The sequence below is a fragment of the Ruegeria sp. CDSB136 genome, from assembly GCF_059610965.1.
Map to the genome: position 1 here is coordinate 1 of NZ_JBXWOP010000012.1, position 26,626 is coordinate 26,626.

At 56.9% G+C, this 26,626-nt stretch carries 18 protein-coding genes and 1 pseudogene; 12 read left to right on the forward strand and 7 right to left on the reverse strand.

From position 1 onward, the window contains the following. The first annotated feature begins 134 nt into the window (after positions 1-134). The 4 genes from AC2FIR_RS13630 (at position 135) to AC2FIR_RS13645 (ending at position 5,983) form a co-directional block, all read left to right on the forward strand. Positions 135-1,994, forward strand: coding sequence for a rhamnan synthesis F family protein (locus AC2FIR_RS13630; protein ID WP_496746182.1), 1,860 nt, complete (start codon positions 135-137; stop codon positions 1,992-1,994). A gap of 12 nt (positions 1,995-2,006) precedes the next feature. Further along, positions 2,007-3,398 (forward strand): MBOAT family O-acyltransferase, encoded by a 1,392-nt coding sequence (locus AC2FIR_RS13635; protein WP_496746184.1) that lies wholly within the window; start codon positions 2,007-2,009, stop codon positions 3,396-3,398. Position 3,399: 1 nt separating this feature from the next. Further along, positions 3,400-4,503: an alginate O-acetyltransferase AlgX-related protein gene (locus tag AC2FIR_RS13640; protein ID WP_480912850.1), complete on the forward strand. Its 1,104-nt coding sequence runs from the start codon at positions 3,400-3,402 to the stop codon at positions 4,501-4,503. A gap of 238 nt (positions 4,504-4,741) precedes the next feature. Beyond that, complete coding sequence (locus AC2FIR_RS13645; protein WP_170611457.1) at positions 4,742-5,983, forward strand: TylF/MycF/NovP-related O-methyltransferase; 1,242 nt, start codon at positions 4,742-4,744, stop codon at positions 5,981-5,983. A 164-nt stretch (positions 5,984-6,147) separates the two neighbouring features. Here the strand turns inward: AC2FIR_RS13645 and AC2FIR_RS13650 are convergent, their stop codons facing one another. From AC2FIR_RS13650 to AC2FIR_RS13680, 7 genes and pseudogenes are all read right to left on the reverse strand, one after another. Further along, entirely contained in the window at positions 6,148-8,124 is a 1,977-nt protein-coding gene (locus AC2FIR_RS13650) for a CocE/NonD family hydrolase (protein WP_496746186.1), read from the reverse strand. 125 nt (positions 8,125-8,249) lie between these two features. Continuing rightward, a complete protein-coding gene (locus AC2FIR_RS13655; RefSeq protein WP_496762526.1) occupies positions 8,250-10,391 on the reverse strand; it encodes a GcvT family protein in 2,142 nt (713 codons plus the stop codon). A 25-nt stretch (positions 10,392-10,416) separates the two neighbouring features. After that, positions 10,417-11,286: pseudogene (locus AC2FIR_RS13660) on the reverse strand (tetratricopeptide repeat protein); the annotation flags it as partial. Beyond that, a complete protein-coding gene (locus tag AC2FIR_RS13665; protein WP_170807516.1) occupies positions 11,249-12,028 on the reverse strand; it encodes an IclR family transcriptional regulator in 780 nt (259 codons plus the stop codon). The pseudogene AC2FIR_RS13660 and the gene AC2FIR_RS13665, both read right to left, overlap by 38 nt. 11 nt (positions 12,029-12,039) lie before the next feature. Continuing rightward, positions 12,040-13,398 carry a TRAP transporter large permease gene (locus tag AC2FIR_RS13670; RefSeq protein ID WP_170611430.1) on the reverse strand — a complete coding sequence of 453 codons (1,359 nt, stop codon included), beginning with the start codon at positions 13,396-13,398 and terminating at the stop codon, positions 12,040-12,042. After that, entirely contained in the window at positions 13,398-14,063 is a 666-nt protein-coding gene (locus AC2FIR_RS13675; protein ID WP_170681178.1) for a TRAP transporter small permease, read from the reverse strand. Before AC2FIR_RS13675 ends, AC2FIR_RS13670 begins: the two co-directional genes overlap by 1 nt. Positions 14,064-14,128: 65 nt before the next feature. Then, complete coding sequence (locus AC2FIR_RS13680) at positions 14,129-15,367, reverse strand: TRAP transporter substrate-binding protein (protein WP_170611426.1); 1,239 nt, start codon at positions 15,365-15,367, stop codon at positions 14,129-14,131. A 108-nt stretch (positions 15,368-15,475) separates the two neighbouring features. Here AC2FIR_RS13680 and AC2FIR_RS13685 point away from each other — a divergent pair, with 108 nt between their 5' ends. From AC2FIR_RS13685 to AC2FIR_RS13720, 8 genes are all read left to right on the forward strand, one after another. Next, a complete protein-coding gene (locus AC2FIR_RS13685; protein ID WP_496746200.1) occupies positions 15,476-17,071 on the forward strand; it encodes a GMC family oxidoreductase in 1,596 nt (531 codons plus the stop codon). 169 nt (positions 17,072-17,240) lie between these two features. Then, positions 17,241-17,708, forward strand: coding sequence for a MarR family winged helix-turn-helix transcriptional regulator (locus AC2FIR_RS13690; protein WP_480441606.1), 468 nt, complete (start codon positions 17,241-17,243; stop codon positions 17,706-17,708). Then, positions 17,705-18,742: an efflux RND transporter periplasmic adaptor subunit gene (locus AC2FIR_RS13695; protein WP_496746202.1), complete on the forward strand. Its 1,038-nt coding sequence runs from the start codon at positions 17,705-17,707 to the stop codon at positions 18,740-18,742. The genes AC2FIR_RS13690 and AC2FIR_RS13695 overlap by 4 nt, the downstream gene beginning before the upstream one ends. 11 nt (positions 18,743-18,753) lie before the next feature. Next, positions 18,754-21,801: an efflux RND transporter permease subunit gene (locus tag AC2FIR_RS13700; protein WP_170611420.1), complete on the forward strand. Its 3,048-nt coding sequence runs from the start codon at positions 18,754-18,756 to the stop codon at positions 21,799-21,801. Positions 21,802-21,965: 164 nt separating this feature from the next. After that, entirely contained in the window at positions 21,966-22,973 is a 1,008-nt protein-coding gene (locus tag AC2FIR_RS13705; protein WP_480813623.1) for a GlxA family transcriptional regulator, read from the forward strand. A gap of 135 nt (positions 22,974-23,108) precedes the next feature. After that, on the forward strand, positions 23,109-24,248 hold the full coding sequence (locus AC2FIR_RS13710) for an aromatic ring-hydroxylating oxygenase subunit alpha (RefSeq protein ID WP_480813605.1): 1,140 nt from the start codon (positions 23,109-23,111) through the stop codon (positions 24,246-24,248). Continuing rightward, positions 24,245-25,780 carry a choline-sulfatase gene (gene betC / locus AC2FIR_RS13715; protein WP_496762531.1) on the forward strand — a complete coding sequence of 512 codons (1,536 nt, stop codon included), beginning with the start codon at positions 24,245-24,247 and terminating at the stop codon, positions 25,778-25,780. The genes AC2FIR_RS13710 and betC overlap by 4 nt, the downstream gene beginning before the upstream one ends. Then, positions 25,777-26,571: an SDR family NAD(P)-dependent oxidoreductase gene (locus AC2FIR_RS13720; RefSeq protein ID WP_496746207.1), complete on the forward strand. Its 795-nt coding sequence runs from the start codon at positions 25,777-25,779 to the stop codon at positions 26,569-26,571. The genes betC and AC2FIR_RS13720 overlap by 4 nt, the downstream gene beginning before the upstream one ends. The last annotated feature ends 55 nt before the right edge of the window (positions 26,572-26,626 follow it).

Below are 26,626 nucleotides of genomic sequence, written 5' to 3' on the forward strand. Positions count from 1 at the left end.
TTCCGCGCCGGCGACATTCGCTATGCTCTGGCCGATATCTCGAAGGCACGCCGCCTGCTGAACTGGTCCCCACAGGTTTCCGTCAGGGACGGCCTCAACCAATTCAGCACATGGGCAAAAAAGGAGCAGGGGTGATGCGCGGGTTAATCTACAATCTGGAGCTTCAAAAGGGTGAAGTCCTTGGGTACGCCACGCATTGCCTTGCGTCTCTGCGACCGGATTTCGATCGTATCTGGGTTGTAACCAACGGAACGCCTGATTCCGATGGCCTGGCCGAGCTGAATGCATGCAGCGACGAGGTCTTCGTTCTGGAGAAACAACCGCGGGACCACATCCGGGGGTATCTGGGCTGCATCAGCCAATTGGGTTTGGATCAGATCCAGGCGCTGGATGAATTGACCCTTATGGATTGTGACCTGATCGGACCCGTCTACCCCTATGAAGCCATGCGGGCCAGCATGGCGGCGCAAAGCGATCTGGACTTCTGGTCAATCGCCAGCAGAAAAGACGAAGCGTTGTCAGAAAACGATCGGCAACTCGTTAGCATCTTTCTGACTTTGGGGCAGAACGTGCTGCAATCGGAGCCGTTTCATAAGTTCCTGCAAAAACACACGCCAAGGAAAGGTTCGCCTGGCAACAAACCGGGTACCACGCCGGATCTGGCGGCCTATCTGATCAAGCACGGCTTCCAAGGCGGTGCGTTTATCAAACCTGAAGACTATGAGACGGACCATCCGCTTCTGCTGGAAATAAAAGAAACGCTGGAGGACGCGCGGTGCCCCTTTATCCTGCTGCACCCGTTCTACAGCTCGCCGGCGCTTCAGGATGCATATCAGATCAACCTGGACCGGATCATTCCTTATCTGGAAGAAAACAGCGACTATCCGACGAACCTGATGTGGCAGGTTCTGTTGAAGACGACTTCATTGCGGTCGCTACACACCAATCTGGCCTATCAATTTACGTTTGACAGCAAATCATACGAAGGAACGCCAAAATGGGATCCTTCGCTCAAAATCGCGGCCTGTGCGCATCTCTACTACACCGAAGCGTTTGAAGAGATTTTTGACCGGGTCAGCAATATTCCACACCCGTTTGCTTTCTATATCACCACCGCGTCGGACGAGAAGAAAGCGATCCTGGAAGAAAAATGCGCAGCCGCTGGAATTGAGGCAGATGTGCGTGTCGTGGGCGAAAATCGCGGGCGGGATATGTCCTCGCTGTATATCGACCTCAAAGACGTGGTGATGGAAAAGGACTATGACCTGGTTTGCCGCCTGCATTCCAAAAAGTCACCTCAGGTGCATCCAACGACCGGGAAATACTTCAAAAACTTCATTTTTGACTCGGTCTTGGCGAACAGGGAATACGTGTCTCATCTGTTGGATTTCTTTGCCACCCACCCTCATGTGGGCATGGCATTTGCGCCCATGATTCATACCGGTTACCGGTCGATGGGGCACGCCTGGTACGACAACCGGCCGATCTTTGCTGAAATCCTGGAGGACCTGAACTGCTCGGTCCCGGAAGAACCCTATTCGCCTTTGGCCGCATACGGCACTGTGTATTGGTTCCGTCCGGACGCCCTGCGGCCGATGTTTGACGATCAGTACCAGTATTCGCAATACAATCAGGAACCCAATCATGTGGATGGCGGGTTGGCGCACGGCCAGGAACGGGCCATGACCTATGTCGCACAGGCCCGGGGTTACATGTCGGCGACCGTCTGGCCGGACTATGTGGCCGCCCAGAGCACGACGTTGATGGAATACAAGATGGACAGCCTGTATTCCTATTTCCCGATGGAGCACGTCGCACCGCACGGGCACCTGATTTCCTACGTCAATGGTGAAACTCACCGCAGCCGAACACCCAGCACATTGCGGCAGTTCGAAAGGTTTTGCAGGCCGGCGCTCAAATCGGTCGGTGCAGCGCTTGGTATCAAACGCCAGAAAAAGAACAAGCATCGCGACTTGTCGCAATTCCAGAAGTGAGCAGCCTGACGGATGTTATTCAGCAGCCCGACCTTTTTGTATGCGTTCCTACCGCTGATATTGGCAGGATGCTATCTGACCAGAACGGCCCACACGCGGAATATCCTTCTGCTGTGCGGTTCCGTGATCTTTTATAGCTGGGGAGAGCTGAAGTACCTTCCGCTCATCTTTACGGCCATTGCGATCACGCATGCTGGCACGGTCTATCAGATCAAGGGAACAACGCATAAGCGGCTGGTAGTTTCGCTGTGTATCGCGGCCCTGCTATCGCTGCTCGGGTTCTTCAAATACTACGGCTTTGTAGCCGAAAACTTGCGCTCGGTCGGGGTCGGATTCCTGCCCGAACTGACCATTGCCCTTCCGCTGGGTATATCGTTCTTTACGTTCCAGGCAATCTCGCAACTGGTCGACGTGTATCGTCATAGCGACGAAGAAAAATACCAGTCCCCGACGTTGTTGCGCACTGCGCTGTATATCATTCTTTTCCCGCAGCTGATTGCCGGCCCAATTGTGCGCTTTGGGTCCGTTGTAACGCAGATGGGAAAGCGGCTTGATACCGGCAGCAGGCGCTCGGTTGGGGCCAAGCTCTTCGTCCTGGGCCTGGCGTCAAAGGTCATCATCGCAGATAAGGTCGCACCAATTGCAGACCACGCTTTTTCACTCGGGCCAGCGTTGGACATGGGGGAAGCGTGGCTGGGCGCTGTGGCCTATGCCCTTCAGATCTTCTTCGATTTTGCCGGATATTCGAACATGGCGATCGGACTGGGTCTGTTTTTCGGGTTCAAATTTCCAACCAACTTCCGCGACCCATATGTGTCCAAGTCCATGACCGAGTTCTGGCGGCGTTGGCATATGTCATTGTCCAGCTGGTTTCGCGACTATCTGTACATTCCACTGGGCGGAAACCGTCACGGTCAGGTCCGTACGGTCATCAATCTGCTGATTGTCTTTCTTGCGACCGGTATCTGGCATGGTGCCGCGTGGAACTTTGTCATCTGGGGCCTGTGGCACGGTAGTTTTCTGACGCTTGAGCGGTTCTTTGGCAAACCCCGTCAGATTGTTTTTGCACGAGTCTACACGTTGTTGGTCGTGCTGATCGGGTGGGTGTTCTTCCGGGCCGAGACGTTGGGTGACGCGGTTGACTACCTTGGCCACATGTTCGGCGCCTCGGGGGATGGCGTGATATCCCCCGAGTTCTTTCTGACGGTCAGCAATGAAGTCATGGCGATCTTCGCGATTGGTCTTTTCTTCGGCTTGGTTCCACGGCCGGTTCGCGACCGCATCTGGAAACGCCCCAACAGAATTGGCTGGCTCTCTAATATGTGGTTCACTTTCCTGCTGTTGGTATGTTTGATGTTCGTGGCCAACAGCACGTATAGCCCATTCCTGTATTTCCGGTTCTGACATGGACAAAATACTGCTCATATGCCTGCTCATACCCGTCCTGGCCGGGTTTTTCAGCAGTGATCTCAATCTTGAAAACCGCGCACAAACTGAGTTTCCTGCGTTCCCGGATTCACTGTCCGGACTGGACGACTTTTTTGCAGGGGTCGATGACTTTGTCTCCGACAATATCGGCCTTCGCAATCAGATGATTTTGGCCAAGAAGTCCTTGGATAAAAAAGTGAACCGCCAGGGCAACGCGAAGGTCATCGTGGGGCGGGAAGGCTGGATGTACTACAACGCGCCGTCGGTCATTGAACGAACAAGCGGGTTGGAATTCTTGCCTTGGCGCGTCACCAGTATCACAAACTATGTGCTCGAGGCGCAGGACCTGGCAGACAAGGTTGGGGCCGAATTTCTGGCTATTCCGGTTCCGACCAAGCACGCTGTCTACAACAAGTATATGCCGTCCTGGGCGCAAACAGACGAGTTCGAGAAATCTGAACAACGGGCCATCATCAAGAATTTGGCAGACCAGAACATACCCCTGACGGATCCCTATGTCGTTTATCAGGACTATGATCTTGACGAAACGCCTCTTTATTACAAACGGGATACCCACTGGAACAGTTTCGGTGCCTATGTCGTCTTCTATGACGCGATGAGCCGACTGGGCCTGGCCGAAAATCTTCCACCCCCGCAGGCTCTGTTGATCGGCTACAATGAAGGCACGTATTTCGGTGTTCTCGACCAGTTTATGGGGCTCAGCGAAGCCGCTGATAGTGAGGCAATTCCCGAATTGGACATGACCATGTTGCGGGCCGTCGAAGAACAAAGCGTTGAGGACTTCGAAGACCATGTTTCGATGAATTCGTACATTGTCAAATTCGATGACGGTAGCTCGGGCAAACCCAAACTGCAGATTATCGGGGACAGCTTCACGTTTGGGTTCTTTCGACCTTTCCTGGGTGCAGTTTTCAGTGAAGTACGGTGGTCGCATCATGCGCACGGCGCCTACGATAGAAACGCAGTCGAAGCGTTTCAGCCTGACTATCTCATCTTTGAGTTTGTCGACTGGGAAATACCGGGCTGGCACCTGCATGAAACACTCAAGGCGTTGAACTGATGCGGGTCTTTGGTCACCAGATTGTCATGGCAACAATCTTTGAAGTTTACGGCGGAAAGGCCAGCATTCTCGCCGACAAGGCGGAACAGATCGCTTAACGAAGCGGCCGGATCACAAAGTAGCAGTTGTTATGCCGTTTTGGAGATGGTCCCGAACTCCGCCTATGGAAAAAACCGGAGAAGTTTGTAGGAATAACATCCTATCTGAAATATCCACCCACTCATACGAGAAACGATAAGTGAACGGCACCTTGACGCATCCTGACTGGTTCGACCCCGAATACTACCTGAACAGCAACCCTCAGATTCGCGAGAAAGGCATAGATCCATGGTCTCATTACTTGAAGCACGGTTATCAGGAAGGACTTAAGCCGTCAGCTGCGCCAACCCATCCTGACTGGTTTGATCCTGAGTTCTACCTGAGTACCAATCCGGCCGTCCGCGAGACAGGAATGGACGCATGGGCTCATTACCTGAAGCACGGTTATCAGGAAGGGCTCAAGCCGTCGGCGACGTCAGCCCATCCTGACTGGTTTGATCCCGAGTTCTACCTGAGTACTAATCCGGCCGTCCGTGAGACGGGAATGGACGCGTGGTCTCATTACCTGAAGCACGGTTATCAGGAAGGACTTAAACCATCGGCAACGCCAGCCCATCCTGATTGGTTCGACCCCGAGTATTACGTGAAAGCCTACCCGGAAATTGGCGCAAGCGGTCAGGATCCCTGGACCCATTTCGTCAACTATGGCTATCAGGAAAAACGTCGTCCATCCGAACTAAAGGGTGTGTATGATTTTGACGGGCTCAGCACCATTCACAGCTCTGATTTCATGCAGGATCCCGCCTTCAAAAAAGCGTATGAACGGGGTTCGAAAGCCGCCCGTGGCATCGACCATCACTGGTACTGGCGGTTCCATGTCGGTCTGTGGTGCATGCGAACCGCCATGGCGCTTCCGGGCGATTTTGCCGAGTTCGGAGTGAATTACGGCATGTTGGCATCCGGCGCCATGCTTGATCTGGATTGGAACAACCAGAACAAAACCATCTTCCTCTTCGACTCATTTGCCGGGATGAAGCCCGAACATATTGAAGGCGCGGAAGAAGGCAAAGAGCACCTGTCCGAATACAACACCGCCGCGTTGTCTAATGGCTTCTATGCGATCAGTGCCGATGAAGTTCGCGCGAATTTTGCGGAATTCAAAAACACCAAGATTGTGGTTGGCTTTATTCCTGACACGCTGGATCAGTTGACGAGCGAACAACTGGCATTTGTTCATATCGACCTGAATAACCCTGCACCGGAAATAGACGCCTTGCGGTTCGTTTGGGACAGAATCGTGCCCGGTGGAATTGTGCTTCTGGATGACTATGCTCAGAAAGGGTTCGAACTGCAGAAACAGGCGATGGATGAGCTGAGCCGGGAGATGAACTTTCACATTTTGTCTCTGCCGACAGGTCAGGGCTTGATCCTGAAAACCTGAGATTTGTATGCCGGACACGTGGCGCGTCACGTGTCCGGTACTTTCTGCATGCAAACGGTGTCAGAACCGGTCTTGTTGTTGCCATAGGGTGCAGTCTTTTGAAGCAGACCCTGCAGAAGGACCGGCGAGGTTCCGCGGCCGTCGCCTTGCCGTGACCAGTATTGTCAAAGAAGTCCACGCGGGATTGTCTCGCGCCATTCCTTTGTCAGGACTTCGGATTTTTCGGAGCCTTCGGTCGCGCGCAATTTTCTTTCCAGGTAAAAATTCTGCTCATCACAGGTCATTTGGCCTTCCGTATGTATCTCAACCTGCCAATCGCCTCGTGCGAACGTAAATGACCAGTTGGCTTTGTACTGTGCCGTTGTCGGATCGTCCGGGTGGATCGCGTAACGCATGGCCACATGGCTGCCAACTGTCATACCATGATAAGGATCGGTGGCCTTGCCGTAATCGTCAAATGTCGTAAGGACCACGGTTCCGTCGTCTTCCACTGAGCGCTCCGAACGTCCAGAAGGTGGCCGCAGTTGACTGGCCTGAAGTGTCGGATAATCCTGAACCGACCCGGGATTTGATGGTGCGATTTCCTCGTGTACGTCCCGCACGGGCAACAGCAGGGCTGAGTGTTCCAGCAGCAGCGTCACTTGTGCAGCGTCGGGTGCAGGCCAGACTATTGGCCAATATGAGGTGGACAGCGCCAGACGCAGGATGTGTCCCGGTAGCAGGCGGTGGGCGCATTCGTTCAATACGATTTCCGCTTCATAGACCTTTCCGGGCACCAATACTTCTGGTGTCTCATGGCTGTTGCAATGCGTCAGGTTCAGCGCGCGGTAGGTAATCCGCTGCGACGTTCCGTCGGGGGCAACGTCACACAAACGCGCGACCAGTTGCGCCACCGGCTTGTCCGCGGTGAAGGACAGTTTCAGCCGGGCGCGCCCCAACAGGTCCAGCGGTTTTTGCATTGCTGTGCTGTCGAAGCAAAGTGACAGTGCATCATCCTGAGATTGATCCTCGGACAACTCGTTATCTATCCGCATGCCAGGACAGAAATACCCGCTTGCCTGTCCGATATGCGAGGGGCTGGCCACCATCGCTTTTTCGGCGAAAGGAGCGTCCGCAAATCCACCCGGTCGCAGGTGCCAGTGCTGGGTACCTACATTGGGTGAGGGCCATTGGCTTTCGGCGATCCAGTGGCCCTGTCTTGGCTTGTTTTCCTTGGTCGGATTGAAGTGTTGCTGCATATACGTCCGATAGGCGGGCAGGTTCTCGGCCCCGTTCTGTTGCCCTTTCAGCCATCGATCGAACCACCTGATGACTTCCGAGTGGAAGTCCCCGGCATCCAGTTTGGCAATATGCGGATAGCGGTGTTCCCAGGGCCCGATTATAGCCTTTGCGGGTACTTCAAGATTGGCGGCCAGCGTGGGTGGTGCGTTGACATAGGCGTCCGCCCAGCCGGTGATTGCCAGAACGGGGGCCCGAATGGCTGACCAGTCTTCACAGACCGAGCCATGTTTCCAAAACCCATCTCGGGTGGGATGGCGCAGCCAGTCGGCGGCTGAAAATGGCACGTTTTCAAGCCGTTTCAGCCAGTCCTCGCGCCAATCAGGTCGCAAAGAGGGATCAGCCGGGCGCGTCAGGTAGGCAAACATCTGGCACCCCCAGTTGACGTTGTCGCTGAGCAGGCACCCGCCCATGAAGTGAATGTCGTCGGCGTAACGATCGACTGTCGAGGCGACACTGACGACCGCTTTCAACGCGGCAGGACGGCGGAAAGCCAGTTGCAATCCGTTGAACCCGCCCCAGGAAATTCCGATCATGCCGACGTTTCCGTCGCACCAGTCCTGTGCTGCGATCCAGTTCAGAACGGCTTCGCCATCGCTGAGTTCCTGCTCGGAATATTCATCATCGAACTGGCCGTCACTGTCGCCGGTTCCGGCGATGTCCACCCGGATGCAGGCATACCCGGCCTTGGCAAACACAGGATGGGTAGTTTCATCCCGCGGCGCAGTCCCATCACGCTTTCGGTATGGAAGGTACTCCAGAATCGCAGGGGAAGGCCCTGTTTCCGGCAACCAGATCCTTGCGGCAAGTTTTCGCCCTTCCGGTAGTGGTATCCATGTGTTTTCGATGATTTCGACTGGCATTTTCGGACGTCACCCTTTCTGCGACCGGCTTGCATACCCGGATACCAGTGAATTCGGAACTTGGCGACGTTTTACATGTTTCGGTTCCACCGCGCCGGATTTTTTCACCACGGCGCGGTGGCGTCTTAGCTGCGCATCCGTGCGCCTTCCGGATCAAACGCACACGCATATTGAAGTTTCGCCGCAAACCGGCTGCCGGCTATGTCAAGCTGGACCCTGACGCCATCAGCGTCTTTCAGTTTGACATGGGCGAGTGCAACCGGCTTGCCGATACGATAGCCAAAAGCGGCGGACGTCGTATGACCCACAATCTTGTCTCCGGTGTAGATGGGCTCATGTCCCAGTGGCACCGCCGCCTCGTCGTCTATGATCACCGTGACCAGATGGCGTGAACTCGTTTCGCGCCGCTGCGCCAGCGCTTCGGAGCCGATAAAGGGCTTCTTCTTCGGCACCAGACTGTCCAGCCCGGCCTCGACAGGGGACGTGTCGCTGTCCAGTTCATGACCCATGGCGGCAAATCCTTTTTCGATCCGCATGGCGGTCTGGGCGTACAGGCCCGCCGGTTTTGCGCCCGCTGCCGTCAGCACTGCATAAACTGAGGGGGCGTTTTCGGCGCGCATGGTGATTTCCCAGCCCGGTTCCCCGACATATGACATGCGCACGGCCCGAACATGGCATCCGGCGATGTGCGCGGGACCGACCTTGAAATAGCCCAGTCTGGTCAGTTCGGGCGCACCGGCCTCGGTGATGATCCGTGCGGCGTCAGGACCCATCAGGCCCAGAACGGCGTAGTCCTCGGTGCTGTCGTTCAGGGTCACATCAAACCCTTCCGAGTGGCGGCAGAACCAGGCGAGGTCCCGTTTGATCGCATTGGTGCCGACGAACAGGCGATAGTGGTTATCGGCAATCCGATGGGCGGTAATATCGCTTTCATAGGTGCCGCGTTCATTCAGTACCGCAGCATAGACGGCACTGCCCGGCGGCTTGGCCATGTTGGACGCGCATGTATGTTGCAGGAACGCCTCGGCATCCGGGCCTTCAACCTCGATCTTGCCGAAGGATGACGCATCGAAGACAGCCGCTTGCTCGTGCGCGGCTTTGACTTCATTCGCCACGTTTTCGAACCAGTCGGGTTTGCCGAAACTCATTGCGGGCTCGGCGGTTTTTCCGAAGTAGAGCGGGCGCTCCCAGCCATAAAACTGGCCAAAATGCGCGCCCGCAGCCTTGTATTCCGCCTCCAGTGGCAGGGCACGCAGGTTCCGCGCGGTTGTGAGCTGACGGTCGGGATATGCGATTTCGTAGTGGGTTCCCAGAATTTCCGGCGCCCGGGCCATCAGATGATCCAGCGAGTTGAACACAGGCGCAAAACGTTTGGCATCCGCTTCGCCTAAATCATACGCCGTGTGTCCATGAACGATGCAATGGGCCAGGTTCATCCCGGCGCCGCCACCCGAAGCAATCCCGACCGAATTCAGGCCACAGCCCAGATAGAGCCCGCGTGTCTCCGCCGTCTCGCCCAGCATGAACATGCCGTCCGGGGTAAAGCTCTCGGGCCCGTTGAGCAGCATTTTGACCTCGGCCGTCTCAAGCGCCGGTAACCGGTGCAGCGCGTTCATCATCATCGGCTCGAAATGGTCCCAGTCCTCGGGCAGTAGGCTGAATTCAAAGTTTTCATCCAGAATGCCGGGTTTCACCGGTTTGCCCATGGGTTCAAAACAACCCACCAGCAAGCCGCCTGAATCGTCGCGGATGTACAGATGGCTGTCGTGGTCGCTGAGCGTTGGAGTATTTCCGACAATTCCGTCGATTGGCTTGGTCAGCAGGTAGAAATGTTCGCAGGCAAGCGCAGGCACGGCGGCGCCGGCCATGGCGCCCACTTGGCGTGACCAAAGCCCGGTGCACAAGGCAATGGCATCGCATGTGATCGTGCCGGCCGTTGTTTCAACGCCCTTGATGCGGCCATTTTCAGTCAGGATGCCAGTGACCCCGGTATCCTCGAAAATCCTTGCGCCCAAACCTTTCGCAGCCTTGATCAGTGCGGCGCACACGTCCGAAGGGCTGACTCGGCCGTCGTCCGGAGACCAGACAGCGCCGATGACATCTTCGGCATTCATCAGCGGCCAGCGTTCCTTGGCCTCGCCTGCGCTGATGGATTGCGCGGTGACCCCATAGGCTCTGGCCAGCGCCTCTTGCCGTCGGATATGTGTCATACGCCCGTCCGAGGTGGCGATGGACAGGCTGAGGCCCCAGGGTTTGCTCATACGCATTCAGAACCTCGGTAAACAACGGAACAGCCTCAAGCATCCGGCCCTGACTCATCAGGCTGAAACCAAAATTGTTCTTGGCCGTCAGAACTCTGGGTGAAGTCGGACCCTGCCGGCGACTGAGGCCAGCGATAATTCTCGGGTTCAAGGCGTTTACATCTTCAAAACGCGCCATTGTGTCCAGTGCCAGAGCCAGATTGACGGACCAGGACAGGACCTCGGCATTGTCTTCACCAAGCGTTTGGCCGCCTAGTTCCACCGCGCGTCTCAGAACCTGCTCGGCCCGCTCTGGCTGATTGGCGCGCAACAGGGTATGGCTCAGCATGTTCATGCGGGCCAATGTCTCGGGCGCCGTCTCGCCGTGGGTAATGTTTGACCCTGCGATTGACGCGTCGAGTATTTCGACCGCTTCTTGAAACCTGTTGAGATCCCGAAGGGTGGTTCCCAGATTGCTCATGGCCCGAAGTGTGGCGGGTGAGTTTGGGCCAAGATGCTTGCGGCGCGTCTGAAGAACCAAGCGATGCAACGGTTCCGCTTCATCGGGTTGCCCTAGAATATCCAGCACAACGGCCAGGTTTTCGGTTGTGTCGACCGTATTCGGATGGGTTGGCCCAAGGTTCGCACGGTCCTGCGCCAGAGTTCTGCGCAAAAGCGCTTCGGCCTCGGCATAACGTCCCTGATTTGCCAGTTGTACGGTCAGTGCATCTTGCGGTCGGTCGGTTGCATATGACTGTGAAATCAGTGGCCCGGACCACACAACGGAAAATGCAATGACAAATGAAACAACGAACCTAAAACGCAACATGGACAGAGAGTGTAGCGGTTTGAAATGATTAGTCCATTGCCCCGCGGCGGACTGGTCAGGACAAGAGCAGCCTTCTGAGCTTGTCCGCCCCATCCTGCAAGGTGTTCAGGAATTTCTTCAAGCTTTCAAGATCGTGGCGTTGGGTGGGTGCGTGAACGGACAGTGTCGCGGCCAGCCTGTCCTGATCGTCGGTAACAGGCACGGCGACGGCGGCCATTCCCGGCATGAATTCCTCGTTGTCGGTGGAATACCCGTTTTCCGCAATGTGCCCGATCTCGGTGCGCAGGGTCTCGGGGTCCGTCAATGTCCGCTCGGTTTGCGGAAGAAGTTTCCGCGCTGAAAGAAAACCGTCCAGCGTGGCCTTGCGCAGGGTGGACAGATACATCTTTCCGCTGGCGGTACAATGGAACGGAACCTGGGTGCCGATCGGCAACTGAATGCGCAGCGGCCATTTGGTTTCGACCCGATCCAGATAGATCATCCCCTCGCGATCCGGGATCGCAAGGTTGCAGGTCTCTCCAATTTCGTCCGCAACCCCGCGCAGGATTGCTAGACGCGCGGTGCGCAGGTGTTCAGCAGACATTGTGTTGACGGACAGCCTGCGCAGACGTGGACCGGGCCCGAACGAGCGTCCGTCCAGATCGCGTTGCAGGAACCCCTCCGCTTCGGCTGTTTGCAGCAGCCTGTGAACCGTTGGTTTCGCAAGCCCCAGGGTGTCGATCAGGTCGGCCGGTTTAACAGCAACGCCGCGTTTTGCGACTTCTTCCAGGATGAGAAGCAATCGCAGATTTGTCGGTATCTGAGTTTCTCGTTCCGAAGTGTCCGTGTCGACCATCCCCTTACATTCTATTTGTTTGGCAGCAGGATCAAGGCCAGATCAGGTACCAGAGACACCAATATCCAGACGGACAGCAGCGCGACCAGATAGGGCACGGTGTAACGCAGCAGCCGGAAATAGGGCACGCCCGTTACGCCTGACGCGACATAAAGGTTCAGGCCATATGGCGGCGTAATGAACCCGATTGATGCGCCCACAAGGAAGATCACCGAGAAATGGATCGGATCTACGCCGACCGACGCCGCAATGGGGGCCAGAATCGGCGCGAGGATGATTGTCACCGGAAGGCTCTCCAGCACCATGCCCGAGAAAAAGACGATGACCATCGAGGTAAACAGCACCGCATGGTACCCGCCCATCGAAGTCACGAAGTCCCCGATGGTTTGCTGAGCGCCGAGCAGCGACAGGATTTGTTGCATGACGACCGAAATGGCGATCAGCGGTGCAAGTATCCCTGTAATTTGCGCGGAACGGATTACGATCGATGGGATTTCCGGGATCGTGAACCCTTCGACGACCATCATTTCCGCATAACTCTTGTCCGTCGGGGAAATGTCGTCGCGCGCACCCATGATGCGGTTGATCGGATAACTCACCAGACCGGCGATGACGCAGAAGCCGACGGTCACACCCGCCGCTTCGGTCGGAGAGAATTTGCCGGTGTAGATGCCCCACAGCACCAGCCCGATTGCAAAGAAACCCAGCCAGGCACCAAAGGCGGTTTTCAGAACGCGGTTCAGTTGCAGCGGGATCAGATGGCCCCAGCCGTTGATACGGCAGATGATCCAGCATGCGACCTGCATTCCGATAACCATCAGTGCACCGGGCAGGATGCCGGCCACAAACAGTTCGGAAATGGGCAGGTTCATAAGGAAGCCATAGACAATGAAAATGATCGACGGCGGAATGATGATCCCGACCGTGCCGCCTGCCGCCGCCGTGGCGGCGCTGAATCGTTCGTCATACCCGCCCTTGACCATCTCGGGGTGCAGCATCGATCCGATTGTTGCCGTCGTCGCCGAGTTCGAGCCCGAAATCGCGGCGAACAGCCCGCATGCGCCAAGCGAGGCCATCGCCAGCCCCCCGCGTATCCAGCCCAGACAGGCATATGCGAAATCGCTCAGCCGTCGTGCGATGCCCGATTTGTTGATCAGATCGCCGGTGAGAATGAACAGCGGCATCGCCAGCAAGGCAAAGCCCTTGTTGAACACATTCAGAAGCTCGGCCCCCATGTTGTCGAGTGTCAGACCCAGAACAAATGAACAGCCTATGACCCAATAGCCGATTACCAGAAGAACCGGCACGCCCAGCATGAACAAGAACGTCACGCCCAGTGAAATCAATGTAACCCAGGTTCCGTCTGCCATCAGTCCGCCCCAATCACGGCTTGCTTGATCAAGGGCTCGCCGGTTTTCCAGTTGTGTAAATCGTCTGCCAGATTCTGAAACACGCGGCCGACCATCAGAAAGAACGACAGTGGCGCTGCAAGCAGGAACCACCACTGCATCACGTTGTCGGTGCCAAGCACGATCTGGAAGTTCGAAGCCGACAGCGCCACCAGCCGAGATGTTGTTACAATGACGATCACGGCAAAGATGAACCACAGGATCGCATCCAGGATCAGACAGGCCAGTTGCCCACCGCGCGGCATCGAGGTGCGGAATTCGCTGAAACTCAGATGCGTGCGCAGGCGAACGTTGTAGGACGCGCCGAACCACGCCATCACCATGAACAGCAGCGGCGGAATGGTTGTGGACCACGGCTCCTGATCGTTGAACACAAAGCGGTCGATCACGCCCCAGAAAATGATCAGCGCAATGGCCAGATAGGAATAGACCATGACCGACCGTTCCAGTTGGCGTTCAATGAAGGGAACCTTTCGATAGATCGCCATAACGATAAGACCGCCCAGGGCAGCGACCACAGTCCCTACCACCCATGTCGCGTCAGACTGCAGCGCAGACTGAATCTCGAACGAATCCTGGCTTAGAATGGCGCTGAATATTGCGCCAACATCGGTCCAAAATGACATGAACCCCGTCCTCCCAGTCGGTGTTTAGTGGAACCGGCCCGCGTGGGGCCGGTTCGGTAGTCTTATCAGGCTTCGCCTTTCCACCAACGGCGTGGCTCGACATTTTCCGGCAACATGTCCGCCGGAATCTCACGCGCGATGTCGTAGATTTCCTGATATGTGTCGATGCCGCCAGCCCATTTGTCCAACCGCTCGCGCCATTGTGCCCATGGATCGGGGTTGAAGTTCGGAGCGCACATCTCTTCGGCCAGTTTGATCTGATCGTCCGGCAGGAATGCGGGGCGGACCCCGTTTTCGGCAAAGATCGTCCCCGGCAATTGCGGGTCCGAGAACCCGACGGTGTTCAGCAGCGCGGCTTCGTTTGCGCCCTGAATCAGTGCCTGGGTGAAGTAGGACGATTCCATGACCGCGTCCTGCAGTTCGCCGCCGAGGCTGTCAAAGACCTTTGCGGACATCGAAGTATGTTCGGTGCCGCAGAAGAACTTGAGGTTCACGGACTGTGACACCACTGGCGACATGTTGGCGTAAGCCACCGCCGAAGCCCAGGTTTCGGCGCCGTCGATCAGCCCGGTCTTGAGCGCGTCCAGCGTCTCTTCCCATGCCACCGGCACTGGGTTCAGGTTCAGCAACTGCATCGCAATGCGGCCCAACTGAGTCCCGGTAACACGGTTCTTGGTTCCGAACAGTTCCTCAAGCTTGGTGACTGTCGGCTTGTCCGAGAATGTCGAACCCATTTGCAGTCCGCGCAGTTCACAGTGGGTGAACAGGAACTTCAGACCGTGCCGTTTTTCCAGCGGGTCCCGCAGAATGCGCTGACTGGCCGGGCTGTAGAAGAAATGATACTGCGCCGCGCGGCTGGGGAACATATAGGCATAGTCCAGCACGTTCAGATAAGGTGCGCCGCCTGCCGAGTTCTGCGTTGAAGCCGCGTAGATGTCGACAATGCCCTGTTGGGTTTTTTCGACACAGCTCAGCTGACCGCAGATCTGGTTGTCGCCGATGAACTCAACACGAATCTCGCCATCGGTCCGTTCTTCAAGGTCGCGTGCAAACTCGATGGCGCCTGCGCGCTCGATCAAAAGGTTGCGGGTGTTGAACCCGGCAGCGCCGAATTTCAGGGTGTGCTTGGGTTCTTTCGAGAACCGTTTTTCATAATTCGATTCAGCGGCCTGCGCCAGATTCGCCAGGCTCATCGCGCCACCGAACCCTCCTGCAGCCAGCAGTGTTGAGCTCATGCCGTATCGGCCCGCCACGCGGAAGAAATCCCTCCGTGATATTCCGCTTAGTTTCCGACCAATCTCCATCTTTTTCCTCCCGATGAAAAATTATTGAGACGTTTTGTATCAAAAAATGCTAGTATATTTGATGCAACTTGCATAGACTTTTTTTAATTTCGCTAAGAGGAGACGGTTATGGAGGTGGATTATGCAGTTGTCGGGGCTGGCTCTTCCGGCTGTGTCATCGCCAACCGTCTGAGCGCCGATTCCGGTACGTCCGTTGCGCTGCTCGAAGCCGGTGGGCCAGACACAAATCCGTGGATTCATATTCCGGTCGGCTATTTCAAAACCATGCATAACCCGTCGGTGGACTGGTGCTACCGGACCGAGCCAGACGCGGGTCTGAACGGTCGGTCAATCGACTGGCCGCGCGGCAAGGTTCTTGGGGGGTCGTCCTCGTTGAACGGTCTTCTCTATGTGCGCGGTCAGAAAGAGGACTACGACCGCTGGCGGCAGATGGGGAATATCGGCTGGGGCTGGGATGATGTCCTGCCATTGTTCAGGCGCAGCGAGGACCAGGAGCGCGGAGAAGACGATTTTCATGGGGTCGGAGGCCCGCTTGCCGTATCCAACATGCGTATCCAGCGCCCGATTTGTGATGCCTGGGTCGCTGCCGCGCAAGAAGCGGGCTACCCGTTCAATCCGGACTACAATGGCGCGCAGCAGGAAGGTGTCGGCTATTTTCAGCTGACAACGCGCAACGGACGCAGGTGCAGTTCGGCGGTTGCGTATCTGAAGCCGATCCGGAACCGACAGAATCTGAAGATCATAACGCGCGCCCTTGTAACGCGCATCAAGCTGGAAGGAAAACGCGCGGTCGGTGTGGTGTATCGGGACCGTTCAGGTGTCGAACAGACGTTGACCGTACGGCGTGAGATTATTCTGTCTGGCGGCGCGATCAATTCCCCTCAGATTCTGATGTTGTCAGGTATCGGCGATCCGGATCATCTGAGGGAAAACGGTATCGAACCGCGACACGCGCTGCCCAAAGTGGGGAAAGGTCTGCAGGATCACCTGCAGGCGCGGCTTGTGTTCAAATGTAACGAACCCACTTTGAACGACGAGGTGAGGAACCTGTTCAATCAGGCGCGAATAGCCTTGAAATACGCGTTGTTCCGTGCCGGCCCGATGACAATGGCCGCCAGTTTGGCGACAGGCTTTCTGAAAACGCGACCAGAAGTTCAGACGCCCGATATTCAGTTCCATGTTCAACCCTGGTCGGCCGACAGCCCTGGCGAGGGCGTTCACCCGTTCTCGGCATTTACCATGTCGGTCTGCCAACTGCGCCCCGAAAGCCGGGGAGAGCTGCGTCTGAATGGCCCCGACCCGTCGAGCTATGTCAAGATTTTCCCGAACTACCTGTCGACCGAGACGGATTGCCGAACCATTGTCGATGGCGTCAACATTGCGCGCGCCATCGCAAAGGCAAACCCGCTGGCGTCCAAGATTTCCGAAGAGTTCCGGCCATCTGCCGATCTGGCCATGGACGATTATGACGGAACGCTGGATTGGGTCAGGTCCAACTCGGCATCGATTTACCATCCGACAGGCACTTGCGCGATGGGAGTATCGGATGACGCCGTCGTTGATCCGCAGCTCAAGGTCAGAGGCATTGAAAGCCTGCGGGTGGCTGACTGTTCCATCATGCCCGAAATTGTCAGCGGAAACACAAACGCACCTGCGATCATGATCGGCGAAAAGGCCAGCGATCTGCTTTCCGCGGCAAGGTGAATCCCGGCCCTCGACGAAACCCACTCGTGTTTGCGCATTCCCAAACGCGCCGAGTAAGGACGTTCGGTTCCAAGAGTGATCCGGCGCGATCCTGAGTAATCTTCACTTCGCATCTTGAATATTTCATTTTTTGAAGTATACCGCGCCCAACCTATCCGAGGGCACCGAAATGACCGAGACGGTCGAACCATCAACGCAGAAGTACAGTCCTGAAATTCAATCGATGATGGGCGTCTACGCGCTGTATTGGAAGTTGGAGGAAAGCATCGATCTGTTGCGGACCGATCTGAGCCATCAGGAATGCCACATGCTGATCAAGCTGGAACAGCCCAAGCGGATGGGCGTTCTGGCACATGACATGTTATCTTTGCCCTCTACGATAACCGCGACTGCGGATTCGCTGGCCAAGGCCGGGTACCTGGTTCGACAGCGCGATCCCGAAGACCGCCGCGCGTGGCTGCTGGTTCTGACCGGGCAGGGCGAAGACGCCCGAAAACAACTTGTGACCGAAGCCGGGGAACTGTTTCGCCGTGCCTCGGGGCTCAATGATGAAGAAACCGCTGAATTCGCGCGATTGGCGCAGAAGATCCGCGAAACCGTCCTGAAAACAGGCATACCCGAAGGTTTGAAGAAATGAAGATCCTGTCAACTTTGGCTCTTGGCCTGATCGTGCTGGCGACATCGCTGACCGCACAGCAAGCCCCGAAACCGGTGAAACTGCTGATGGTCAGCGAAACGTCACCCGGCTTTTCGCGACAGTTCTTTGGCCGGGTCGCGGCCCGCCAAACGGTCGATCTGGCCTTTCAGGTGGCCGGACAGATTATCGAGATGCCCGTCACCGAAGGTCTGGTTATTCCGAAAGGCGGGCTGATCGCCAGACTCGATCAGGAACCGTTCGAGCTGCAGCTCAACCGCGCCCGACTGCAAAAGGATCAGGCCGACCGCACGGTTGCACGCCTGTCCCGGCTCAGGGGGACCACGGTCAGTCAGGTGGCCCTGGATGATGCGGATACAAACGCCCAGCTGGCGGCAATTGCCACACGTGACGCGGAATACGCGCTTGAACATGCGACCCTCACGGCCCCCTTCGACGCGCTAGTTTCCAGCCGCACGGTCGAGGCATTCACCACCGTTTCCGCCGGAACGCCCATCGTACGTATCCACGACATGTCTGAATTGCGGATCGAAGTCGATGTGCCCGAAATCCTGTTTCAGCGCCGGGGCAGTCAGGATGACGTGACGATCACTGCCAAATTTCCCGCCAGCGATGAAGTTTTTCCGCTGCAAATTCGCGAATTCGATGCTGAAACGTCCAGCGTCGGTCAGACGTTCCGGATCAACTTCGGATTGACACCGCCGGAAGGCATTCAGGTTCTTCCCGGCTCGTCGGTAACGGTAAACGTACAGGTTCAGGATAATGAAACCGGCATCGTCGTCCCGCCGACCGCCATTGTTGCGGATGCCGAAGGTCGTCTGGGTGTCATGCTGTTTTCCCCGGCGGGCGCGGACGAAGGAACCGTGCAGCGCGTGCCGGTCGAGATCGAGCCGACCCAATCGGGGGATGTGCGTGTCGTGTCCGGTCTTTCCGACGGGGACGAAATCGTTGTGGCCGGCGGTAACGCGCTGAGTGACGGACAGGCGGTGCGCCGCTTTGCCGGGTTTGCGAACTGAAGGGCGGACCGATGAACATCGCGCGCGCATCCATCGACAGGCCGCTTTATACGTGGCTCATCATTCTCGTCGCACTGTTTGGCGGTATCTGGGGCTTCTTCTCGCTCGGAAGGCTGGAGGACCCGGCCTTTACCATCAAACAGGCCGTCATTGTTACAACCTATCCCGGCGCCACCGCCGAACAGGTGGCACTGGAAGTGTCCGAACCGCTGGAATCGGCCATCCAGCAAATGGGCGAGGTGGACACCATCACCTCGGTCAACCGCCCAGGACAGTCTCTGATCGAGGTCGAGATCAAGTCGACCTATGACGGCAGCGAGCTGCCGGATATCTGGACCCAGCTTCGGGCCAAGGTCAGGGACGCCGCCCGCGGATTGCCGCAGGGCGTGGACCAGCCATATGTGAACGATGGCTTCGGCGATGTGTTCGGCCTGTTCTATGCAGTAACCGCCGAAGGTTTTTCCGACGCCGAAAAGCACGAATTGGCCACTTACCTTCGACGGGAGTTGCTGACCGTTGACGGGGTTGCCGATGTCGAGGTTCAGGGCCTTCCCGAGGAAGCAATCTTTATTGAACCGGACCTCGCCATTTCCGTAAACCAGAACGTACCGCTGCAGGCGATCAACGAAGCGATTGCCAACGCCAACTCGGTCAACGCTTCTGGTTCACTTCGATCCGAGAACAATCTGACGACGCTGCTGACGGCCGAAGGCTCGGACAGTGTATCCGCAATCGCCGGTTTGTCGGTCGGCTCTCAGGGCCACGTGATCAACCTGTTCGACATGTCAGATGTCTATCGCGGCCGCCAGAACGATCCTGACCTGATCGTCCGTTTTGACGGCGTCGAGGCATTCACGCTTGGGATTGCGGGTCTGGCGACCGAGAACATTGTCGAAGTCGGCAAACGCGTTGACACCAAGATGGCAGAGCTGGATCCGAATATCCCCTTTGGTGTCGATATTCTGCCAATCTACCAGCAGCACGTCGTGGTTGAACAGGCGTCCAACGACTTTCTGGTGAATCTGGCGATGTCGGTTGCGATCGTGGTTGCGGTGCTTGGCCTGTTCATGGGGTGGCGCGCCGCAATCGTTGTCGGCAGCACGCTGTTGCTGACCGTTGTGGGCACGGTTCTGTTCATGTCGATGTTCTCGATCGAGATGGAGCGGATTTCGCTTGGCGCGCTGATCATTGCGATGGGAATGCTTGTCGACAACGCCATCGTTGTCGCCGAAGGCATGCAGATTGCCATGCTGCGCGGTAAAAACTCGCGCGATGCCGCAGACGACGCGGCCTCCAAAACCCAGATACCATTGCTTGGCGCGACTGTGATCGGAATCATGGCCTTTGCCGGCATCGGCCTGAGCCCCGATGCTACAGGTGAATTTCTGTTCTCGCTGTTCGCAGTGATCGGAATTTCGCTGCTGCTGAGCTGGGTTCTGGCGCTGACCGTCACTCCGCTGTTGGGCCACTACTTTTTCAAGCAGGGTAAGGAAGGCGAAATCGACGCCTATGGCGGTTTGCTGTTTCGGATCTATGGCACGATCCTCAGAGCAGCGCTCAGGTTCCGCTGGCTGGTAATCATCGCACTGGTCGCGGTGACGGCGGCCTGTTTTGCGGGCTTCGGTCTGATGAAGCAGCAGTTTTTCCCGAACTCGAACACCCCGCTTTTCTTTGTCCATTACAAGCTGCCGCAAGGCACCCCGATTGCGCGGACGTCCGAGGATCTGGCGCAGATCGAGGACTGGCTAAGCAAGCGCGACGATGTGGTCTCGGTGGCGACCTTTGTGGGGCAGGGGGCGACCCGTTTCATGCTGACCTATTCCGCTGAAAAGCCCAATCCCAGTTACGGGCATATGATCATACGTACGGAAACTCTGGACGATATCCCGCAGCTTCAGGCTGACCTGGAAGAGTATGGCATGGCGTTGTACCCCGAAGGAGAGTTCCGCACCAAGCGGCTGGTCTTCGGCCCCGGCGGTGGTGATCCGATTCAGGCCCGGTTTTCCGGCAGCGATCCGATGGTGCTCCGCCAACTCGCCGAAGAGGCCAAGCGGCGCATGGCTGATGCTTCGGACAATGTCATCGGCGTTCGTCACGACTGGCGCGAGAAGGAACTGGCGCTTCAGCCAATCTACGCAACCGAACGGGCGCAAACCGCGGGCGTTACGCGCGAAGACGTTGCGGCGACACTTTTGTTTTCCACCGATGGCATCACCGGCGGAGTGTTCCGTGAACGCGACCGCCTGATCCCGATCATCCTGCGCAGACCGGTTGATGGCGACTATTCCGTGGTCGATCAGGTTGTCTATTCAACGCAGGCCGAAAAGTGGGTGCCAATCGAACAGATGGTCGATGGATTTGAGTACAAAACCCAAAATACCCGTGTACATCGCCGAAATCGTGTCCTGACGATTACAGTCGGTGCCGACATTCCGCCGGACATGACAGCCGCGCAAGTGCACGCCGAGGTGCGCGAAGCGATCGAGGCAATGGAAATTCCACCCGGATACAAAATGGAGTGGGGCGGTGAATACGAGAACTCGCGCGATGCTCAGGAAAGCCTTGGAAAACAATTACCGCTGAGCCTGCTGATTATGGTGCTGATATCGGTGTTGCTGTTCAACGCCATCCGCCAGCCTCTGATCATATGGCTGCTGGTGCCCATGTCCGTGAACGGAGTGGTGATCGGCCTTCTGGGTACCGGGTTGCCCTTTACGTTTACCGCGTTGCTGGGGCTGCTCAGCCTGTCCGGGATGCTTATCAAGAACGGGATTGTGCTGGTCGAAGAAATCGATCTGGTCCGCGCGACCGGAAAGCCGTTGAAAGACTCGATCATCGAAGCGTCGATTTCGCGCTTGCGTCCTGTCATTCTGGCCGCGATCACCACCATTCTGGGAATGGCGCCCTTGTTGACGGATGCGTTCTTTGTATCGATGGCTGTCACGATCATGGGAGGTTTAGCCTTTGCCACAATCCTGACAATGGTCGCCGCGCCGGTCCTCTACGCAGTGTTCTTCGCAAGGGATGAACGGCAAGAGGTTGCCGCGGTCGCTGCCTAGGTTGAGATATCAGCCAGGTTGACCGCGCCGTTTTGTACACGTCGCCCACCCCAAATCCATAGGTTTTGGGGTGGGCAGCGTTGCAAATCCACACCCGCAGGTCGAAGGTAGAGCGATCGTACTTCGATTGAGATTTGTGGCCGGAAAACGCGACCGTGAAGACTATGGATGGCAAAACCCGATTGTTGGTGATTGTTGCGCCAAATTTCAATTTGTCCGCAACCATGAGCTTTATTGACCCGTTTCGTGCGGCAAATTACCTGGACGGACGGTCTTATTTCAGTTGGGAATTTGTCTCAGAATCCGGTGGATATTGCACCTCAAGCAATGGTGCAGGGATTGAAACCAAGGCGATCGATCAAAGCGCTGCAGGTCAGCGGGATATCGTGATCGTTTCGACCAGCTGGACCCCGGAAAAACATCTGACGCCCAAGATCGGCAATACGTTGCGCGGTTGGGCGCGAGGTGGCGTAACGCTGGGCGCACTGGATACGGGTGCGTTCATTCTGGCGCAGGCCGGATTGCTTTCCGGTCGTCGGGCGACTGTTCACTATGAACATATCGACGCATTTCAGGAACTGTTTCCAGGCGTGGAAGTGGTTGAGAACCTTTACGTTTTAGACGGCAACCGAATCACGTGCTGCGGCGGCAGTGCTTCGGTGGATTTTGCGCTGCAGATACTGCAGGGTATTCACGGCAGCGCGCTGGCCAACGCGGCCGCCAGATACATTTTTCACGACCGCTTGCGGGGCCCCGCTTCGATGCAGCAACCTGAAGGCAGCGAGCCTTTAGGAGCGGTTGTTCCGGCGACGTTGAAATCTGCGATCCAGATCATGGAGGCACATCTGGAAGAAACGGTGTCTATCCCCGAGATATGCAGGCGCGCGGGTGTCTCGCACCGTCAACTTGATCGGATGTTTGCCACCTTTATCAAGAAAACTCCGGCGCTTTATTATCGCGATATCCGGCTGGACCGGGCGCGGGGGCTTGTGACGCAAACAGAAATGCCGATTTCCGAGATTGCAATGGCATCGGGGTTTTCCAGCCCGGTGCATTTCAGCCGCTCGTACAGAGACAGGTTTGGCTTGCCGCCCAGTCAGGATCGGATCGAGGGGCGGGTCCCGTTTGAATACCGGGCTTGGCCGATGCATCGCAAGCCCAGGCAGTCTTGATGCACAACTCTGCGGATGGCGAAAATAGTCATTTGAGAGGCGAAAAAAATCAACAGCGTGAGTTGATTTCAAAGGATCATACGCTTCGCAAGCCAGTCCACCGGACCGCGCGGGTCCGAAATCTTGGAGTTACCAATGAACGAGCTGCCAACCCAAGAACAATTCCAGCGGATTTCCGATGGCTTCAGTCCAGATCCATTCAACACAAGCTCGTTGAAGGCCGAGGCCTATGTTGATCCGGTTTGGCATCAGGTGGATTTGAATGAAATCCTTGCCAAGACATGGCAATGGGTTTGTCACGTCGAAAAGCTGCGCGCGCCAGGATCTTATGTGACGGTTGAAATCGCCGGTCGGCCCATTGCCGTCGTGCGCGACCGCGAGGGGGAATTGCGGGCATTCTACAATGTCTGCAAGCACCGCGCGCATCACCTGCTGTCGGGTGAGGGGGAAACGACCCGCATTATGTGCCCCTACCACGCCTGGGTTTACAAGCTGGACGGCCAATTGGTGCGCGCGCCCGAAACGGAAAGCCTGACCGGGTTCAGCACCCGGGACATTTGCCTTGATCAAGTGCAAGTCGAAGAATTTGCAGGTTTCGTTTATGTCAACCTGGACCCCCAAGCGCGCCCCCTGCGCGAAGTGTCGGGCAACCTTGAAACGGAAATTCGCCATTGGGCCCCGGATATTGAACAGCTGACTTTTGGCCATCGCCTGACCTATGACATCAAGTCGAACTGGAAGAACGTCGTCGACAATTTCCTTGAGTGTTATCACTGCCCGACCGCGCATAAGGATTTTTGCGATCTGGTGGATATGGACACCTATAAGGTTACAACCTACGGCATCTATTCCAGCCATATGGCCGACGCAGGCAAAAGCGCAAACTCTGCCTATGACGTGTCGAATGCGTCTGTGCGTACTCATGCCGTCTGGTGGTTGTGGCCCACCACCTGCCTGATGCGTTACCCGGGCCGGTCATCGATGATCGTGCTAAACATCATCCCCGTGGGACCTGACCGCACGCTTGAGACCTATGACTTCTTCCTCGAAACTCCGGAACCGGACGAGGCAGAGCAGGAGGCGATCCGCTATCTCGACGAGGTTCTGCAGCGCGAAGACATCGATATCGTCGAAAGCGTTCAGCGCGGGATGGGTACGCCTGCCTTCACGCAAGGGCGTATCGTTCATGACCCGAGCGGCTCGGGCAAGTCCGAACATGCGGTGCATCACTTCCATGGGCTGGTTCTGGACGCTTACGCAAGGGCCGCGCCGTGACACGGCCCAACATCGTTGTGGTCATGGCCGATCAACTTGCCCCGCATTTCTGCGGGGCTTACGGCCACCCGACGGTCAGGACACCGAACATCGATGCGCTGGCGGCACGCGGTATGCGGTTTGATGCGGCTTACTGCAACTCTCCTCTGTGTGCGCCGTCCCGCTTTGCCTTCATGTCTGGGCAGTTGATCAGCCGGATTGCGGCCTATGACAATGCCAGTGAGTTTCGCGCTTCGGTCCCGACGTTTGCACATTACCTTAAGGCGCTGGGATACCGAACCTGCCTGTCAGGCAAGATGCATTTTGTCGGACCGGATCAGAAACACGGATTTCAGGACCGCATTACAACCGACATCTACCCTGCCGATTTCGCCTGGACACCAGATTGGGAAGCCCCTGACGAGCGGATCGACAAGTGGTATCACAATATGCAAACGGTCAAGGAAAGCGGCGAAGCCATCGCGACGTTCCAGACCGATTACGATGATGAGGTCGAGTTCGCAGCCCGCCGCTGGCTGATTGACCGGGGCCGCGATCGGGCGGCCGGGGACAAAGTGCCGTTCTGCCTGGTCGCCAGCTTCATCCACCCTCATGACCCCTACGTGGCCAAGCCTGAATGGTGGAACCTGTATACGGATGCGGATGTTCCGATGCCGGACACCTCACTGACGCCCGAGGAACAGGACCCGTTCTCGCGCAGGGTAATGGACGGAATCGAGGCGAGCTATGTCTCTCTGACGGATGAGGAGGTGCGCCGCGCCCGCCGCGCCTATCTGGCCAATGTCAGCTATTTCGACAGCAAGGTCGGGGCGATTGTGAAGGCGCTCGAAGATATCCGAGAGCTGGAAAACACTATCGTCGTCGTGACCGCCGATCACGGGGATATGCTGGGCGAGCGGGGGTTGTGGTACAAGATGAACTTCTTCGAGCATTCTGCCCGCGTCCCACTGATTATGGCCGGGCCGGGTGTTGCGCAAGGGACAGCTCTCAACGCCTGTTCACTGCTGGACCTGCTGCCGACTTTCGTTGAAATTGCTGGGGGGCAAGCGGAGATGTTTGGCGAACCGGTGGATGGTCGTTCACTCATGCCGCTGGCCCGCGGCGAAGCTGACATCGTCGACGAAGCGATCGGTGAGTATTGTGCAGAGATGACCCCTTACCCGGTCTTCATGATCCGGCGCGGGTCGCTGAAATACATCCATTGTGACCTCGACCCGCCTCAACTTTACGACCTGTCCGTTGATCCACTGGAAACGGTGAATGTCGCGGACGATCCGGCTTATGCCGCCCATTCTGCTGCCTTCGCCGCCGAAACTGACCAGCGCTGGGATAGTGAAAAGCTGCGTGCGGATATCATCGCAACACAAAAATCCCGTCATGCGCTTCATGCTGCGATGGAAGCCGGGGCGGGTGAGGCCTGGGATTACAATCCGCCGCGCGACGCTTCTCAGGAATATGTGCGCAATCACATGGACTGGACTGTAGCCGCGGCCAGATACCGCTTTTCACCTTTGAAGGAGAACCAAGAATGATGCTGAAGGGCAAAACCGCGCTGGTCACAGGCGGCCGAGGCGGCATCGGGCGCGCCATCGTCGCCCGTTTTCTGCGAGAAGGTGCACGGGTCTATGCGGCTGACCTGACGCCCGAGGGATCGTTGGCCACGCATGACGACGACGGCAGCGTGTTCGTCAAACTCGACATCACGCAGGAAGCGGATGCCGTTGCGGCTATGGAGCAGGTCGCCGAAAACGCGGGCCAGTTGGACATTCTGGTCAACGCGGCCGGGATCGAGATCGAAAAGACCATCGAACAGACCACTCTGGAAGAATGGAACCTGTCCTTTGCCGTCAACGTGACCGGCACCTTCCTGATGTCAAAACATGCCCTGCCCTTGATGCGAAAAGCCACTGCCGCCGGCACGACGGCATCGATCATCAATTTTGGCAGCTACGACGGCTTCATCGCCGACCCGGGACTGGCTGCCTATTGCGCAACCAAAGGCGCGGTTCACGCCCTGACCAGGGCAATGGCCTGCGACCACGGGCCCGAAGGTATTCGGGTCAACGCAATCTGCCCGGGCTATGTCGACACACCCATGCTGCAAAGCTTTTTTACCGGCGACGGTTCGGGTGGCGGCGGCAAAACTATCGACCAATTGCAGAAGGCGGTCCGGGATGTGCATCCGATGCGCACCTATGGCACGCCGGACGACATCGCCAACCTGGTCAACTGGCTGGCATCGGATGAGGCGCGCTATGCCAGCGGCCAGCTTTGGGTTCTTGACGGAGGGCTGAGCGCGCAGGTCCAGCAGATGAAGCTATGAGTGAAGCGTTGGGATACGAAACGAGATACCCGTTCTTTGGTGCCAGGAAGCGGCA

What these genes read in the sequence shown, in the direction of transcription:
- AC2FIR_RS13670 (WP_170611430.1), bottom strand. Translation starts at nt 13,398, where the DNA reads ATGGCAGACGGAACCTGGGTTACATTGATTTCACTGGGCGTGACGTTC.
- AC2FIR_RS13675 (WP_170681178.1), bottom strand. Translation starts at nt 14,063, where the DNA reads ATGTCATTTTGGACCGATGTTGGCGCAATATTCAGCGCCATTCTAAGC.
- AC2FIR_RS13655 (WP_496762526.1), bottom strand. Translation starts at nt 10,391, where the DNA reads ATGCGTATGAGCAAACCCTGGGGCCTCAGCCTGTCCATCGCCACCTCG.
- AC2FIR_RS13720 (WP_496746207.1), top strand. Translation starts at nt 25,777, where the DNA reads ATGATGCTGAAGGGCAAAACCGCGCTGGTCACAGGCGGCCGAGGCGGC.
- AC2FIR_RS13640 (WP_480912850.1), top strand. Translation starts at nt 3,400, where the DNA reads ATGGACAAAATACTGCTCATATGCCTGCTCATACCCGTCCTGGCCGGG.
- AC2FIR_RS13630 (WP_496746182.1), top strand. Translation starts at nt 135, where the DNA reads ATGCGCGGGTTAATCTACAATCTGGAGCTTCAAAAGGGTGAAGTCCTT.
- AC2FIR_RS13710 (WP_480813605.1), top strand. Translation starts at nt 23,109, where the DNA reads ATGAACGAGCTGCCAACCCAAGAACAATTCCAGCGGATTTCCGATGGC.
- AC2FIR_RS13695 (WP_496746202.1), top strand. Translation starts at nt 17,705, where the DNA reads ATGAAGATCCTGTCAACTTTGGCTCTTGGCCTGATCGTGCTGGCGACA.
- AC2FIR_RS13685 (WP_496746200.1), top strand. Translation starts at nt 15,476, where the DNA reads ATGGAGGTGGATTATGCAGTTGTCGGGGCTGGCTCTTCCGGCTGTGTC.
- AC2FIR_RS13690 (WP_480441606.1), top strand. Translation starts at nt 17,241, where the DNA reads ATGACCGAGACGGTCGAACCATCAACGCAGAAGTACAGTCCTGAAATT.
- AC2FIR_RS13700 (WP_170611420.1), top strand. Translation starts at nt 18,754, where the DNA reads ATGAACATCGCGCGCGCATCCATCGACAGGCCGCTTTATACGTGGCTC.
- AC2FIR_RS13665 (WP_170807516.1), bottom strand. Translation starts at nt 12,028, where the DNA reads ATGGTCGACACGGACACTTCGGAACGAGAAACTCAGATACCGACAAAT.
- AC2FIR_RS13705 (WP_480813623.1), top strand. Translation starts at nt 21,966, where the DNA reads ATGGATGGCAAAACCCGATTGTTGGTGATTGTTGCGCCAAATTTCAAT.
- AC2FIR_RS13635 (WP_496746184.1), top strand. Translation starts at nt 2,007, where the DNA reads ATGTTATTCAGCAGCCCGACCTTTTTGTATGCGTTCCTACCGCTGATA.
- AC2FIR_RS13650 (WP_496746186.1), bottom strand. Translation starts at nt 8,124, where the DNA reads ATGCCAGTCGAAATCATCGAAAACACATGGATACCACTACCGGAAGGG.
- AC2FIR_RS13680 (WP_170611426.1), bottom strand. Translation starts at nt 15,367, where the DNA reads ATGGAGATTGGTCGGAAACTAAGCGGAATATCACGGAGGGATTTCTTC.